Source organism: Citricoccus muralis (assembly GCF_003386075.1).
In the GTDB taxonomy this organism is placed as follows: Bacteria; Actinomycetota; Actinomycetes; order Actinomycetales; family Micrococcaceae; genus Citricoccus; species Citricoccus muralis.
Genome location: NZ_QREH01000001.1, coordinates 1,570,560 through 1,584,622, shown reverse-complemented (window position 1 = coordinate 1,584,622; position 14,063 = coordinate 1,570,560). Strand labels below are relative to the sequence as shown.

Here is a 14,063-nt window from a genome sequence, read left to right as displayed (position 1 = left end):
CTGACAGCAATCACACCGCTGGCAGGCCGAGGAACTCCCGGATGGCCGGCAACTCCCGGCGGGCCTGGGCCAGCCCGGCCTCGTGCGCGGCGGCGAGCTTGACCACGTCCTTCTCACCGTTGGACACCGGCATGGTCTCCGGCACGAAGAGGTAGGCCCGGCCCTCCCGCTCGAGCTCGAACAAGCGCTCCCGCGTCGCGTTGTACCGCTGCCACCGGGTGAGCAGGGCCTCGGCGATCGCCGGGTGCTTGCGGAAGTAGCGCAGGTAGAACCGGGGGAATCGTTCGGGGGCCTTGACGTAGCCGCGTTCGCGGGTGAGCACCGCCAGGAACCGTTCGTGGCCGGCGTCGATCGCAGCGGACAGGGGGATCCCGCCATCCGGGCCCAGGGCCCCGTCCACGTAGGTCCGCCCGTTCAGCCGCACCGGCGGCATGAGCACCGGCATCGTGGAGGAGGCTCGGACCCGTACCATCAGGTCAGGCGGCTCCTGGATGTCCTCCCGGCCCCACCAGATGGCCTGGCCGGACTCGGCGTCGAAGGCACCCAGCCGCAGCGTCGCCGGGTTGGCCAGGAAGGTCTCCCACGGGTAGGGGAGAGCCTGGTCCGGCAGGCCGGTCTCCTCGTAGATGTACTTGGCGTTGAACAACCCGTCCCCGCGCAGGAAGGTCTTCCAGTTGCCGAACTTCGGGTCGGCGGCGAAGTCCACGAATGAATGCCGCGCCCGCCACGGATCCCGGGCCAGGTAGTTGGCCGTATTGGACGACCCGGCCGAGATGCCGGCCACGAAGTCCAGGTGGATGCCCGCCTCGAGCAGGGCGACCGCCACAGCGGACGTATAGGATGCGCGCATCCCACCGCCCTCGAAGAGCAGTGCGGTATCGGTGACATTGCTGCGCAGTTCCACCTCGCCAGCCTAAACCGCTAGGTTGGAGCGCATGGCAACCACCGCATTCAAGTCCAGCCCCGTCAACACCGTCGGGGAGCTACCCGCCGAGGGCACCCCCGCCCCCGCCTTCACCCTCACCGGGTCCGACCTGGCTCCCGTCACCCTGGAGTCCCTGGCCGGACGCACGATCGTGCTGAATATCTTCCCCTCCATGGACACCGGCGTCTGCGCCCAGTCCGTCCGCACGTTCAACAAGGCGGCCGCGGACCTGGAGAACACCACCGTGGTGGCCGTCTCCGCCGACCTGCCCTTCGCCGCCGGCCGTTTCTGCACCGCCGAGGGCATCGACCACGTCACCACCGGATCGGTGTTCCGCTCCACCTTCGGCGAGGACTACGGGGTCACCCTGGCCGACGGCCCCATGGTCGGACTCCTGGCCCGGGCCGTGATCGTGATCGATCCGCAGGGCACCGTGACCTACACCGAGGTGGTCCCGGAGATCACCACCGAACCGGACTACGACTCGGCCCTGGCCGCCGTCCGCGGCTGACCTGGTTCCGCCCGGTCCACCACGTCCCGTCCTGATCACCGGAGTACCGTGAACGACCCTGAGAACACGGGGGATCCCGACCGACCGCCGGTCGGGATCCCGCCCTTTCCGGACCGGCCCCCCGCGGTCGGCCCGATCTATGGCGTGCCCGTGCAGCAGTACCAGCCCGAGCAGCAGTACCTGCCCCCGCACCCACAGCCACGCCGTCGACGCCGGAGCCCCGCCTATCGCCTGATCGTCGCCTCGGGATTCCTGGCCGCAGCCATCCTGGCCGGTGGCGTGGGCCTGTTGATCTTCGAGGAGATCCAGGACATCGTGGCGGCGCAGGACCACGGACCGGCGCTACCGGCCACCGGAGGCGTCCCCCTCGGCGAGGCCCTGCAGCACAGCCACGAGGGGATCCAGGTGGACTGGGCGGCCGGCCCGAACCTGGACGACGCCGGCCTGGACCAGGGCTCCCGGGTCACGGACGCCCCGGGGGTGCTCATGGTGGACACCCAGTTGATGAGCGGGATGGGCACCGGCACCGGCGTCGTCCTCACCGGCGACGGGCTGGCCATCACCAACTACCACGTCGTCGAGGACGCCTCCGAGGTCACGGTGACCGTCGCTGACTCCGGCGAGGTCTACACGGCCACGGTGCTGGGGCGCGATTCCCTGCACGATGTCGCTGTGCTGCAGATCGAGGACGCACCCACCCTGGCCACGGCCTCCATCAACACCGAGCTCCCGGACCGGGGCGGGCCCACGGCGGCCGTCGGCAATGGTGGTGGCCAGGGCTACCTCACCGCCGTGACCGGTGAGTTGACGGGACTGGAAGAGTCGATCGTGGCCTCCTCCGGTGTCCCCGATGACATGTCCCGGCTGTCGGGTCTCATCGAGACCAGCGCGGACGTGATTCCGGGCTACTCGGGCGGCCCCTTGGTGGACGGGGACGGCCAGGTCATCGGCATCACCACGGCGGCATCCCAGGGCGAGACGGCCGAGGAAGTGGACGGGTATGCGATTCCGGTGACCGTGGCTCTGGATGTGGTGGAGCAGGTCCTCTCCGGTGAGGAGACGGACTCCGTCAGCATCGGGATGGACGGCGCCCTGGGCATCGTGGTGGGCACCGAACAGGACCAGGCGGTCGTCATCGAGGTGACGCCGGGCTCCTCGGCCGAGCAGCTCGGCCTTCGGGAACGGGACATCGTCCGCACCGTGGACGGCCAGCCCGTGACCTCGGCCGCCGAACTCTCACGGATCGTCAACGACCACAACGTGGGGGACGTCATCACGGTCGAATGGACCACCGAGGCAGGCGAGGACCGCTCGGGTGAGGCCACCCTGCAAGAGGCCGTGGTCTACTGACCGGCAACCGGTGATCGACTAGCCCCGCTGCACCGTGATCTCGTCGTCCACGTAGACACGGGCGGAGACGCGGAGCCCGGCCAGCGCCATGACGAGTCCGGAGCAGGCCAGCAGGATGAGCACCAGGGTCCAGTTCCCCGTGGCCGCATGGATCAACCCGACGGTCATCGGGCCGACGGCGGCCACGATGTAGCCATAGGGCTGGACGAATCCGGACAGCCTTGCGGTGACATGCGGCTGCCGGCTGCGGGCTGGAATCAGGGCGATCGCCGTGGGGAAGGCGAAACCGCCCAGGCCCAGCAGGACGGCCCACCACAGGCCACCGGCGGCCGGGGCCAGCAGCATCCCGGCCCATCCGCCAGCGGTGGCGATGCCGAAGCCGATCATCCAGGGTGCCAGCGTGCGGGACCGGTCGATCACAGTGGGCATCACGAGCCCGCCGACCACGCCCAGCGCAGCGACCACGGACAGCAGGGCCCCGGCCAGGTTGGCGTCCAGTCCGGCGTCCCGGTACATCTGCGGCAGCCAGCCGAACTGCACATAGGCGTTCATGGACTGCACTCCGAACAACACCATGAGGAATACGGCCGTGGGCGAGGACCGCAGGGGCCGGTCCGGTTCATCCTGAGGCGGGGTCCCCGGGAAGTCGTGTCCCGTGCGGCGGGCCACCAGCAACCACAACACCAGGGGGACGACGGCGGCCAGCCCCCAGAACCCGAGAGACCACCTCCAGCCCTCGGTCGGGTCCCCGGCGGACAGAGTGGTTCCAGCCGCTTCGGCCAGGGGCGAGGCGAGGCCGGAACCGGCGGATCCGCCCACGGTGAGGAACATGCTGTACAGGGTCATCAGGGCCACCGTGCGGCCGCCGCCGTGCCGCTTGATCCACGCGGGGACCAGGACGTTGCCCACGGCCATGCCGGCCAGGGCGAGGGCGGTGAACGGGATGAACACCCAGATGGACGGGGCGAAGGGGCGCAACAGCAGGCCAAGGACCATCACGATCAGGCTGAGCGCGATGGTCAGGGACAGCCCGGCCCGGCGACCCAGGCTCACGGCCACGAATCCCACGAGCCCGAACATCAACCCCGGCAGTGCCGTGATGACCCCGGCCACGGTGCCGTTGATCTGCAAGGACGCGGACACCTCGGCCAGGACCGGTCCCAGGGCGGTGGCCCCCGGACGCAGGTTGACGGCGATGAACACCACGGCCAGCACAGCCAGCGTGATGCCGATCGTTCCCCGCCCAGCCCGCCCAGCCCGCCCGGCCGGAGGGACGGAGGGGACGCCGGGAGTTGGTACGCCGGGAGTGGGCGCGGCGGTGATGTCGGGGCTGGCGCCGGGGTTGGTGCCGGAGTTGGCGCCGGGGTCGGTGGTCATGGGTCAGTTCTACAGCGTCGCGAACAGCAACAGCGAAACGGCCATGACGGCCATGCCGGCCACGAGCCCATACATGGCCAGGTGGTGCTTTCCGTACTCGCGGGCGGTGGGCAGCAGCTCATCGAGGGAGATGAACACCATGATGCCGGCCACCAGGGCGAAGGTGAGTCCCAGGGTGAAGTCGTTCATGAAGGGCATCAGCAGGGCGAAGCCGATCAACGCCCCGGCCGGTTCAGCCAGTCCGGAGAGGAAGGACCACCGGACGGCCCTGCGGCGGGACCCGGTCGCCTCGCGGATGGGCACGGCCACGGCCACGCCCTCCGGGATGTTGTGTAGGGCGATCGCCAGGGCCACGGGCAGTGCCACCTGCAGGTCGGTGAGTCCGGCGATGAACGTGGCGAAGCCCTCGGGGAAGTTGTGCACTCCGATGGCCAGGGCCGTCACGGTGCCGGTCTTCATCATCCGACGGCGCTTCACGGCCGCAGCCGGATCATGGACCAAACCGGGCTCGTGCGGGTTGATCTGCTCGGGCACCAGGCGGTCGATGACCCCGATGAGCAGGACCCCGGCGAAGAATGCGGCTCCGGCAGCCCACGGTCCGGCAGCCGGTCCATTGGCCGCGGTCAGGGAGTCCAAGGCCTTGGGCATGATCTCCATGAAGGAGACGTAGAGCATGACGCCCGCCGAGAAGCCCAGCGAGACGGACAGGAACGCGCCGGACGCGCGCCGCGGGACCACCGAGATCAGTCCACCGATACCGGTGCAGAGGCCGGCGAGCAGTGTCAGCCCGAAGGCCAGCCAGAAGTTCTCCACCAGCCGAGTGTAGGGCGGCCAGAGCCCGACGCCGGCACGGGACAAGGCGCGCGGAGCTTCATTACGCTGGGCCCGTGCATGCCTCCGATCTCCTCGAGCTGGCGGCCTCCCGTGGGGCCTCGGTGCAGCTGGCGGTGATCCACCGCGGGCGGACCGTGGTGGACGGGGCCGTCCGCTGTCAGCCGGACGCCCTGGGCTGGTTGTTCTCCGCCTCCAAGCCCTTCACGTCCCTGCTGGTGCACCGGCTCGCCGGCGAAGGCCTGCTCGACCTCGACGCGCCCGTGGCCGCGTACTGGCCCGACTACGGTTCCGGCCGTCGGTGGCCGCGGAGCGAGAGGACCTCGAAGGCCGGCACCACCCTCCGCGACGTCCTCACCCACCGCTCCGCCGTCCCCTCGGCGGGGCCCTATCCGGCCGCCGTGATGGCCATGCACCGCACCGAGGCCTCCCTGCAGCGGGTGGCGGGAGGCCGGCGTCGGGACCGGAGATACGGTGCCGGTCCCGCGTACCAGCCGTTGGACTTCGGGTTCATCCTCGCGGAGGTGGCACGGCGGGCTGTCGGTCGGGATGGCGGGCGGGGTGTGGGAGGAGACGGAGACGTGGGTTGGGCCGGTCTGCTGCGGGAGCTGGTCCTGGAGCCGGCCGGACTCCACGACGTCCATCCCGGCGTACCGGACTCTGAGCTGCCCCGCTGCCTGCCCTTCGACGGTTCCCTCCGCGCCGCCCCGGGCGGGCCCGTGATCGCGGCCCTGCTGAACCGCCGGGTCGTCCGGCAGGCCCAGATCCCGGCGGCCGGGATCTCCACCACCGCGCTGGAGCTCGCACGGTTCTACCGGTACCTGCTCCACGTCCCGGAGCGGGAGGCGCTGTGTACACCGAGCTCGGACGGGGGTCCGGACGGCTGGACCAGACTGCCGACCCGCTGGGGGACCGGGGTGCAGCTGGGCGGCACCGGAGCGGGATGTCCGCTGGGGGAGACCAGCACGGAACGGACCTTTGGGCACAACGGATCGGACGTCTGCCTGGGCTGGGCGGACCCGGACCTGGACTTGGCCGTCGGCCTGGTGACCGACCGGGCCAGCGGTCACCCGGCAGATCGGAGGCTGCTGGTGGAGGTCTCCGACGCCATTCGTTCGCTGGCAGCGAACAGCTCCGGTGGCGCGTCCGAAATCCTGACTACTTCTTGACTACTTAAAGGGGCTCTCGCGACGTGCCTCCGAAGACGACCGGACGCGGCCTGCTGGTGTCACGTGGGCCACCGAGCTTCGGTAGGGTGAGTCGCATGTTGATCGCCCTCACGCTTGCCCTGTTGGCGGTCGGACTCATCCTCACCCCGCTGTTCTGCCGTTGGCTGGGACGCAATGCCGGCTGGCCGCTCGCCGCCGTCTACCTGGGCGCCGCGGTGCTCTACCTTCCGGCCCTGCTGACTGGCGGTGCCGCCGGAACGGGGACCGATGCCGGTTCGGCTGCCAACACCTGGTCCACCCCCTGGATTCCGGCCTGGGGGATCGACCTGTCCTTCGCGGCCGACCCCATCTCGAGCGTCTTCACGCTGATCTCCCTGCTCATCGGCGCCGTCGTGCTGGTGTACTCGACCCGGTATCTCGACGCCGGGATGCGGCCCTCGGCCTACCTGAGTTTCTACCTCGGCATGGCCCTGTTCACGGTGTCCATGGTCGGCCTGGTCACCGCCGATGACCTGATGGTGCTGTTCCTGTGCTGGGAACTGACCTCGCTGGCCTCGTTCCTGCTCATCGCCCGCTCCGGACGCGCCGCCTTCGCCCCGTCCATGCGCACCCTGCTGGTGACATTCCTCGGCGGGCTGGCGCTGCTCGTGGCGGTGGTCCTGGTGGCCGTGCGCGCCGGCACCACCGACCTCTCGGTGATCCTGGACCCGCAGGCCTCGGCCGGGTTGTGGACGTCTGACCCGGCGTTCACCACCACCATCGGGCTGCTCATCGCGCTTGCCGCCATGACCAAGTCGGCCCAGTTCCCGTTCCACTCCTGGCTGCCAGATGCCATGGCCGCCATCACGCCGGTGTCCGCCTACCTGCACGCCGCTGCCGTGGTCAAGGCGGGCATCTTCCTGCTCCTGCGGTTCTCCCCGGCGTTTCATGAGAATGCGCTGTGGTCCGTCCTGCTCGTCACCGCCGGCCTCATCACCGCTCTCGTCGGGGGTTGGCGCGCTGTGCAGCAGCACGACCTCAAGAAGCTGATGGCCTACTCGACGGTCAGCCAGCTCGGGCTCATCGTCGCGGCCATCGGCACCGGCACGGAGGCCGGCATCGCCGCCGCCCTCATCCACACGATCGCGCACGCCCTGTTCAAGTCCGGGCTGTTCATGATGATCGGGGTGGTGGACCATGCCACCGGTACCCGCGACCTGCGTCAGTTGCCTGTGCTGCGCCGAGCCCTGCCCGGCACCTTCGCGGTGACGGTCCTCGGCGCCGGGGCCATGGCCGGCATCCCGCCGCTGCTCGGCTTCGTCTCCAAGGAGTCCATCTTCACCGCGCTCAACGCCTGGTCCGGGGACTGGGTGGCCGCCGGAGCTGCCGCCGGAACCCTGCCCTCGTGGGCGGGCCCCGTGGCCTTGGCCGGTGCTGCCCTCGGCTCCGTGCTGACGGTGGCCTACTGCGCCAAGATCGTGGTGGGCGGCTTCTGGGACCGCGCTCGGGCCCCTGAGCCGGCTCTTGAAACGGCCCCGGACGGCCATCACAGCGCCGGCCACGCACCCGGCGCCATCCTCGTCGGCGCCACCGCGCTGCCGATCCTGGCCTCCGTGGCCGCGTTGTTCGCCCTGCCCCTGCTGGACACCGCGGTCGGCGCGGCGGCCACGGCGGCTCTGCCCGGAACGGAGGTGCACCCGCACTTCGTCTTGTGGCACGGCGTCACCCCGGAACTGCTGACCACCGTGGCGGTACTGGTGGTGGGCCTGGGCACCCTGGCGTTCCGTCACCGTCTCTGGCCAGCCCTGGAACGGGCCCAGCTGCCGTTCAGCGGGTCCGGCCTGGTCGATTCCGCCACTTCGGCCCTGACGGCGCTCGGCTCGGGCGTCAACCGCCTCACCGCCCGGGACGCCGCCGCCTCCCACGCGGCCATGATGGTCCTCTCACTGGCCGCCATCGTGGTGCCCGGCGTGCTCCTGCTGAACGCCGGTGGAGACCTGCCGCCGCTGCAACCGAACCTCAACCGGGCGTCCGACGTCGTGCTGTTGATCCTGCTGGCCGTCTCGGCCTTGGGCGTGGCCATGGCCCGCTCACGCCTCGGCGCCACCGTGGCGCTGTCCGCCGTCGGGATCCTGGTGACCGTGCAGATCGTCTCCCTGGGCGCCCCGGACGTGGCCCTCACCCAGCTGTTGGTGGAGTCCCTGACCGTCATCGTCATCATGCTGGTCCTGCAGAAGCTGCCACGAACCTTCCATCATGTCCGCACCCGGCGCGCGGTGCCGGCCGCCCTCATCGCCGTGAGCGCCGGACTGGCGACCGGCCTGGCCGTCTGGGGGCTGACCAGCCGCCGGGACAAGTCTGAGGTCGGCACGTACCTGCTGGAGAACGGCCAGGACATCACCGGTGGCGTCAACATCGTCAACGTCATCCTGGTGGAGTTCCGCGCCCTGGACACCCTCGGTGAACTGGCCGTGCTGGGCATGACCGGGGTGGCTATTGCCGCCATCCTCTCCACCATCCGCAACCGTCACCTGGACCCTCAACTGATCCCGGCAACGCCCGGCGAGGACGACGGCTCCGGCGCCCTGGAAGGCCCCGATCTCGGCACCCCGACCGCTCGGCGCGCCATTCTGGACTCGTGGGGCAACACCAGCCAGTTGCAGCTGATGCTCAAGGTGATCCTGCCGATCCTGGCCGTGGTCTCCGCGATCCTCTTCCTGCGCGGCCACAACGAGCCCGGCGGCGGATTCATCGCTGCACTGGTCGGCTCAGCCGTGGTCGGTCTGCTGTACCTGTCGACCTCGAAGGATCGTCAGATCGGTCCTCCGCGCGCCCCGTTGTACCTCATCGGCGGCGGCGTGGTGATAGCCGTGGCCATCGGCTTGGTGAACATGGCCTTCACAGGGACCTATATGGAGCCCCAGCACGGTTATCTCCTGGGGCAGCACGTGACCACGTCCATGATTTTCGACGCCGGCGTCTACCTCGCCGTGATCGGACTCGTCATGCTCGCCTTCAACGTCCTCGGCACGGCGCCCGCCTCCGCAGAGCAGGACGGCGGCGAAAGCACCCGGGAGCGGGTGGACGAGGCATTCCTGGAGGAGATCGACACCCCGGCACCGGACACCCAGGAGGAAGCCGAGCCCGTGACCAGTTCCATCCCCGTCCGGCCCCAGACACAACACATCTCGTCCGGCGTCCGGCCCGAAGAATGGGGGCGGTGACATGTTCGACTCGATCTTCGTCCTCGCCATCACCGTTGGCGTGCTGACCACCGCCGGGGTCTGGCTGCTGCTGCAACAGGACATGGTGCGCGCCATCTTCGGGCTCACCCTGATCTCCCACTCCGCGAACCTGCTGCTGCTCGCCAGCGGGGTGCCTGGCTGGCGCCATGAGCCGCTCATGGACGGCACCACCGTCGCCGAAGCGGCTGATCCGTTGCCGCAGGCCTTCGTGCTGACGGCCATCGTCATCGCCATGGCCACCACCATCCTCATGCTCGCCCTGGCGGTCATCGGGCGGAACGACGACCAGGAGAGGGCGCCCACCGTCAGCGACCACGACGACCCAAGCAGCCAGCCAGAAAGCCAGTCGGACAGCCGGCCCGGCATCGAGCGAGTTGACCAGTCTGCCAGCCAGGCCGAGGACCAGCAGGGGGTGGACCGGGTATGACCGACCAGTTCATCGGCTCCCTGTTGCCGCTCTTCGTGGCCGTGCCGCTGCTGTTCGCCGGCCTCTCGGTGATCCTGCGTCGCCGGGTGATGGACCGCATCCTCATCATCGCCGTTCCGGTGCTGGTGCTGGCCGCCGCCGTCGCGCTGATGGTCCACCACCGGGACGCTCCGGTCCTTGCCAGTGCGATCGGCAGCTTTGAGGGCGGGATCGCCATCCCGTTCGTCTCCGACACCCTGACGGCGGTGATGCTGGCGACCACCGGCCTGGCCACCGCCGCCTCGTGCTGGTTCCTGACCGCCTCCGGCGAGGACCGGCTGCGTTTCGTCCCTGCCCTCGCACTGATGCTGATGTCCGGGGTCAACGGTGCCCTGCTGACCGGGGACCTGTTCAACCTCTTCGTGTTCGTCGAGGTCATGCTGCTGCCCTCCTATGCGCTGATCGCCGTGACCGGCACATGGCGCCGGCTGGGCATCACCCGGATGTTCGTGATCGTCAACCTCGTCACCAGCGCGATCCTGGTGATGGGCGTGGGCCTCGTCTACGGCTCGGCGGGTACCGTCAACCTTGCCGCGCTGGCAGGACTGGCCGGCGAGGATCCGCAGGTGGCCCTGGCCGTCACCGTCGTTATGCTGGCCTTGGCCATCAAGGCCGGTGTGGTCCCCGTCCACGGTTGGATGCCGCGTGCCTACCCGGGCACGTCGGCCGGAATCATGGCTTTGTTCTCCGCCCTCCACACCAAGGTCGCGCTGTACGCGATCTTCCGGATCTACTTCACCACCTTCGGTCCGGGGAACTCGGCCGGCACGGCCGAAGCCACGGTCACGACGCCGGCCCTCCACGGCACCGCGACCACGGTCGCGGTGGTGATTGCCGTCGTCGTGCTCGCCACCATGGTGCTGGGCGCGCTCGGGTCGCTCGGCGAGAACCGCTTCCGCGGGGTGATGGCCTTCCAGATGATCGCCGGAGTGGGGCACATCCTCATCGGCGTGGCCATCGCCTCACCTGCTGCCGTGGCCGCCGGCCTGTTCTACCTCATCCACCACGTGGTGACCATGGCGTCCCTGCTGACTACGGCCGGCGCCGTCGAGCAGACCTATGGCACCGGAATCCTCGGCAAGCTCTCCGGACTGCTGCACCGAGACCGGCTGGCCGCCGTGGTGGTGGCCCTCGGATTGCTGTCCCTGGCCGGTCTCCCGCCGACCTCGGGTCTGTGGGCGAAGCTGGGGCTGGCCCTTTCGGTGGTCGGGCCCGAGGGTGGTGGCGGCAACCCCGCGTGGTACGCCCCGGTGTTCCTGACCGCGATCGTGCTGGCCTCTGTGGCGACCCTCGTGGCCCTGCAGCGTTTGTGGGGCAAGTCCTTCGCCGGCGAGCCGCTGCGCATGTATCGGCCGGTCCTGGCCGACGGCAGCCGGGATCGTGGCCCTGAGGAAGCGCTGCCGGACTCGGTTCGGATTCCGGGCCGGCTGTTGGCTCCCGGCGTCGTGATGATCGGGGTTTCCGTGCTGCTCTTCGTCTTCGCCGGTACGCTGATGCCGTTCATCGAGACGGCGGCGGCCGGCCTGTTCGAGACCGGCCCCTATGTGGAGGCCGTCCTGGGAGGTGGCATCGAATGAGTGACCATTGGCGCTTCAGCATCTGGAACATGGTGCGCTATCTGGTCTGGCTGATCGGTCAGGTCATCTCGGGTGCGTTGCTGGTAGCCCGGCGGACACTCACGCCCGGCACGTTCGCCCAGCCGTCGATCGTGAGTTTTCCCCTGCGGGGTGCCACGGATCTCGAGGTGACGTGGATGGCCTCCTCCATCACCATCACCCCGGGAACCCTGGTGGTCGGCACGGCGCACGGCACGGACACTGAACCGGTCACGGTCTTCGTGCATTCCGTCTTCGACGGCGACCGGGACTCCGTGCGAGACGGACTGCGGGACATGGAGGATCGGTTGCTGCGGATGACGCGGGGCAGCGGCTGGGAAGACCGGCTCGAAGTGCGAGTAGAACCTGAGGAGGGGCGGCGTCCATGATCATCGACTCCATCCCGGACCTCCTGCTGGCCCTGGCCATGGGAATCCTCGCCGCCGCAGTGATCGTGGGCCTCTACCGGGTATATTCCGCCACCTCGGCCGCCGAACGGGCGGTGGTCGGTGACCTCGTGTACTTTGCGTCCATCGGCATCCTGATGATCATCGGCATCCAGACCGGCTCGGCCATCGTCCAGGACGCCGCCATGCTCGCAGCCTTCCTGGGCATCCTTGCCACCGTGGCCCTGGCCCGCATCCTCACGAGGGGAGAACGCTGATGACCGGATTCGAGGTCTATGAGTTGGTGTCGGCCGTGTTGATCCTCGGCGGGACCCTGTTGGTGTTGCTCTCCACTGTGGCCATGCTCCGGGCGAAGGACGCTCTGCAGATGATGAACGTGTTCTCTTCGGCCACCGGCATGGGACTGCCACTGACGGTTATTGGCGTCTTCGTCCACCTGACGGGCCGGGACGGTTTCGAATGGTGGACGCTGTTGGTGTCTCTCATGACGATCGCCGCACTGGTGATCGTCTCCTCCATGGCCTCGAACACACTGGCCCGTGCGGCGTACCAGTCCGGTGCGCCCCTGGACCCAGCCACCCATCCGCAGGACCTGGCCAGCGAGGACTGAAGCCGGGCTCATCGATACCTCATCCACGGCTCATCCACGTCTCATCCCGGCCCTGCAGGATATTCACAGGATCTTCAAAGGACGGAAGCAGACTCCATGGCTCAGTACAGGCAGAACAGTGCCGGTGCGCACGCGGCGCGTACCAGCGGCGGCCGGCGGGCCGTCGTCGTCGGCTCCGGGCCGAACGGGCTCACCGCCGCCGCCGTGCTGGCTCGCGCTGGCTGGGCAGTGGACGTCTATGAACGCCACTCCGCCTACGGCGGTGCCTCCGCGTCGACGGACCTCCTGGGGCCGGGAACGATCGTGGACCTGGGGGCCGCCGGACACTCCTTTGGCGTGGCCAGTCCCGTCTTCCGCGACCTGGGCCTGACCGATCACGGCCTGGAATGGCTCCACCCCGAATACCCGATGGCGCACCCGCTCGACGGGCGGCCAGCGGCCCTCCTGCAGGACTCGATGGAGGCCACGGTCAGTGGACTGGGCCGTGATGGAGCGGCCTGGCAGCGACTGCACGCGCCACTGGCCGGCAACATCGACGCCCACCTGGAGAACATCCTCGGCCCATCCCTGGTTCGCCTGCCTCCGCACCTGCTCAGCATGGCCCGGTTCGGGGTGCGGGCGCTCTGGCCGTCCGGGGCCCTCGGCCGCACGATCTTCCGCGACGAGCCGGCCCGGGCCCTGTTCGCGGGATCCTCCATCCACGCCATCCTGCCGCCCTCGCACCTGTTGACCTCGGCCTTCGGCCTGATCTTCGGGGCCCTCGGTATGACCCGCGGCTGGCCCGTCGCCCGGGGCGGCTCCCAGGGGATCGTGGACGCGCTGGCCTCCGTCCTGCACGCCCATGGGGGCCGCATCCACCTGAACCACGAGGTCACCGACCTCGGCGAGTTCACTGGTGCCGATGCGATCCTGCTCGGCCTGACGCCGCGCCAGTTGCTGCAGCTCAAGGGCGCCGACCTCACCGATCGCTACGCCGGCCACCTTAGGCGGTGGAGATACGGCACCGGGGTGTCCAAGATCGACTACCTGCTCGATGGACCGGTCCCGTGGACGGACCCACGGGTAGGTGGCGCCGGCACCGTCCACGTGAGCGGGACGCTCGCGGAGATGGAGCACGCCGAACGCGAAGCCAAGGCCGGACGGCTCCCGGAGAGGCCCTTCGTCATGGTCTGCCAGCAGCAGGGGGCGGATCCGTCCCGGGCCACCGGCGAGGCCGCCGGCAAGACCGTGCTGTGGACCTACGCCCACGTGCCCGGTGGCTACGATGCCCCGGTCGACGACCTGATCGAATCGCAGATCGAGCGGTTCGCCCCCGGATTCCGGGATCGCATCGTCCACCAGGTGGCCACCCCGCCGTCGGCCCTCGAGTCGTGGAATCCCAACCTCATCGGAGGGGACGTGGCCGGCGGGTCCATGGGCGGGCTGCAGCAGATCCTGCGCCCCGCCCCGGTCCTCAGCCCACACCGCACCTCCACGCCCGGCCTGTACCTGGCCTCCTCCTCCACACCACCCGGCGGGGGAGTCCACGGCATGGCCGGGCTCCACGCTGCCCGGGCCGCCATGGCCGACGCCGCCGCACACCGCTGACGCGGTCCGGC

At 69.6% G+C, this 14,063-nt stretch carries 13 protein-coding genes; 10 read left to right on the top strand and 3 right to left on the bottom strand.

The features are described 5' to 3' along the window. Positions 1-10 precede the first annotated feature (10 nt). Positions 11-904 carry a patatin-like phospholipase family protein gene (locus tag C8E99_RS06940; RefSeq protein ID WP_115931672.1) on the bottom strand — a complete coding sequence of 298 codons (894 nt, stop codon included), beginning with the start codon at positions 902-904 and terminating at the stop codon, positions 11-13. A gap of 31 nt (positions 905-935) precedes the next feature. Between C8E99_RS06940 and tpx the strand changes: the two genes are divergently transcribed. After that, the gene (tpx, locus tag C8E99_RS06935) at positions 936-1,436 is read left to right on the top strand and encodes a thiol peroxidase (RefSeq protein ID WP_115931671.1); all 501 of its coding nucleotides are present in this window, start codon (positions 936-938) and stop codon (positions 1,434-1,436) included. A gap of 48 nt (positions 1,437-1,484) precedes the next feature. Next, positions 1,485-2,786 (top strand): S1C family serine protease, encoded by a 1,302-nt coding sequence (locus C8E99_RS06930; protein WP_245952139.1) that lies wholly within the window; start codon positions 1,485-1,487, stop codon positions 2,784-2,786. 18 nt (positions 2,787-2,804) lie between these two features. Here the strand turns inward: C8E99_RS06930 and C8E99_RS06925 are convergent, their stop codons facing one another. Both C8E99_RS06925 and zupT read right to left on the bottom strand, forming a co-directional pair. Then, positions 2,805-4,163, bottom strand: a complete 1,359-nt coding sequence (locus C8E99_RS06925; protein WP_115931670.1) for an MFS transporter — start codon at positions 4,161-4,163, stop codon at positions 2,805-2,807. A gap of 9 nt (positions 4,164-4,172) precedes the next feature. Further along, a complete protein-coding gene (gene zupT / locus C8E99_RS06920; protein WP_115933292.1) occupies positions 4,173-4,976 on the bottom strand; it encodes a zinc transporter ZupT in 804 nt (267 codons plus the stop codon). Between the two features lie 74 nt (positions 4,977-5,050). Here zupT and C8E99_RS06915 point away from each other — a divergent pair, with 74 nt between their 5' ends. The 8 genes from C8E99_RS06915 (at position 5,051) to C8E99_RS06880 (ending at position 14,052) form a co-directional block, all read left to right on the top strand. Next, complete coding sequence (locus C8E99_RS06915; protein ID WP_170144544.1) at positions 5,051-6,163, top strand: serine hydrolase domain-containing protein; 1,113 nt, start codon at positions 5,051-5,053, stop codon at positions 6,161-6,163. Between the two features lie 95 nt (positions 6,164-6,258). Continuing rightward, positions 6,259-9,366 (top strand): DUF4040 family protein, encoded by a 3,108-nt coding sequence (locus C8E99_RS06910; RefSeq protein WP_115931669.1) that lies wholly within the window; start codon positions 6,259-6,261, stop codon positions 9,364-9,366. A gap of 1 nt (position 9,367) precedes the next feature. Then, positions 9,368-9,814 carry a sodium:proton antiporter gene (locus C8E99_RS06905; protein WP_115931668.1) on the top strand — a complete coding sequence of 149 codons (447 nt, stop codon included), beginning with the start codon at positions 9,368-9,370 and terminating at the stop codon, positions 9,812-9,814. Next, positions 9,811-11,430, top strand: coding sequence for a proton-conducting transporter transmembrane domain-containing protein (locus C8E99_RS06900; protein ID WP_115931667.1), 1,620 nt, complete (start codon positions 9,811-9,813; stop codon positions 11,428-11,430). Before C8E99_RS06905 ends, C8E99_RS06900 begins: the two co-directional genes overlap by 4 nt. Beyond that, positions 11,427-11,837, top strand: a complete 411-nt coding sequence (locus C8E99_RS06895) for a Na+/H+ antiporter subunit E (RefSeq protein ID WP_245952137.1) — start codon at positions 11,427-11,429, stop codon at positions 11,835-11,837. Before C8E99_RS06900 ends, C8E99_RS06895 begins: the two co-directional genes overlap by 4 nt. Further along, the gene (locus tag C8E99_RS06890) at positions 11,834-12,112 is read left to right on the top strand and encodes a monovalent cation/H+ antiporter complex subunit F (RefSeq protein ID WP_115931666.1); all 279 of its coding nucleotides are present in this window, start codon (positions 11,834-11,836) and stop codon (positions 12,110-12,112) included. Before C8E99_RS06895 ends, C8E99_RS06890 begins: the two co-directional genes overlap by 4 nt. Then, positions 12,112-12,465 (top strand): cation:proton antiporter, encoded by a 354-nt coding sequence (locus C8E99_RS06885; protein ID WP_115931665.1) that lies wholly within the window; start codon positions 12,112-12,114, stop codon positions 12,463-12,465. The genes C8E99_RS06890 and C8E99_RS06885 overlap by 1 nt, the downstream gene beginning before the upstream one ends. Positions 12,466-12,561: 96 nt before the next feature. After that, positions 12,562-14,052 carry a phytoene desaturase family protein gene (locus C8E99_RS06880; RefSeq protein ID WP_115931664.1) on the top strand — a complete coding sequence of 497 codons (1,491 nt, stop codon included), beginning with the start codon at positions 12,562-12,564 and terminating at the stop codon, positions 14,050-14,052. Positions 14,053-14,063 lie beyond the last annotated feature (11 nt).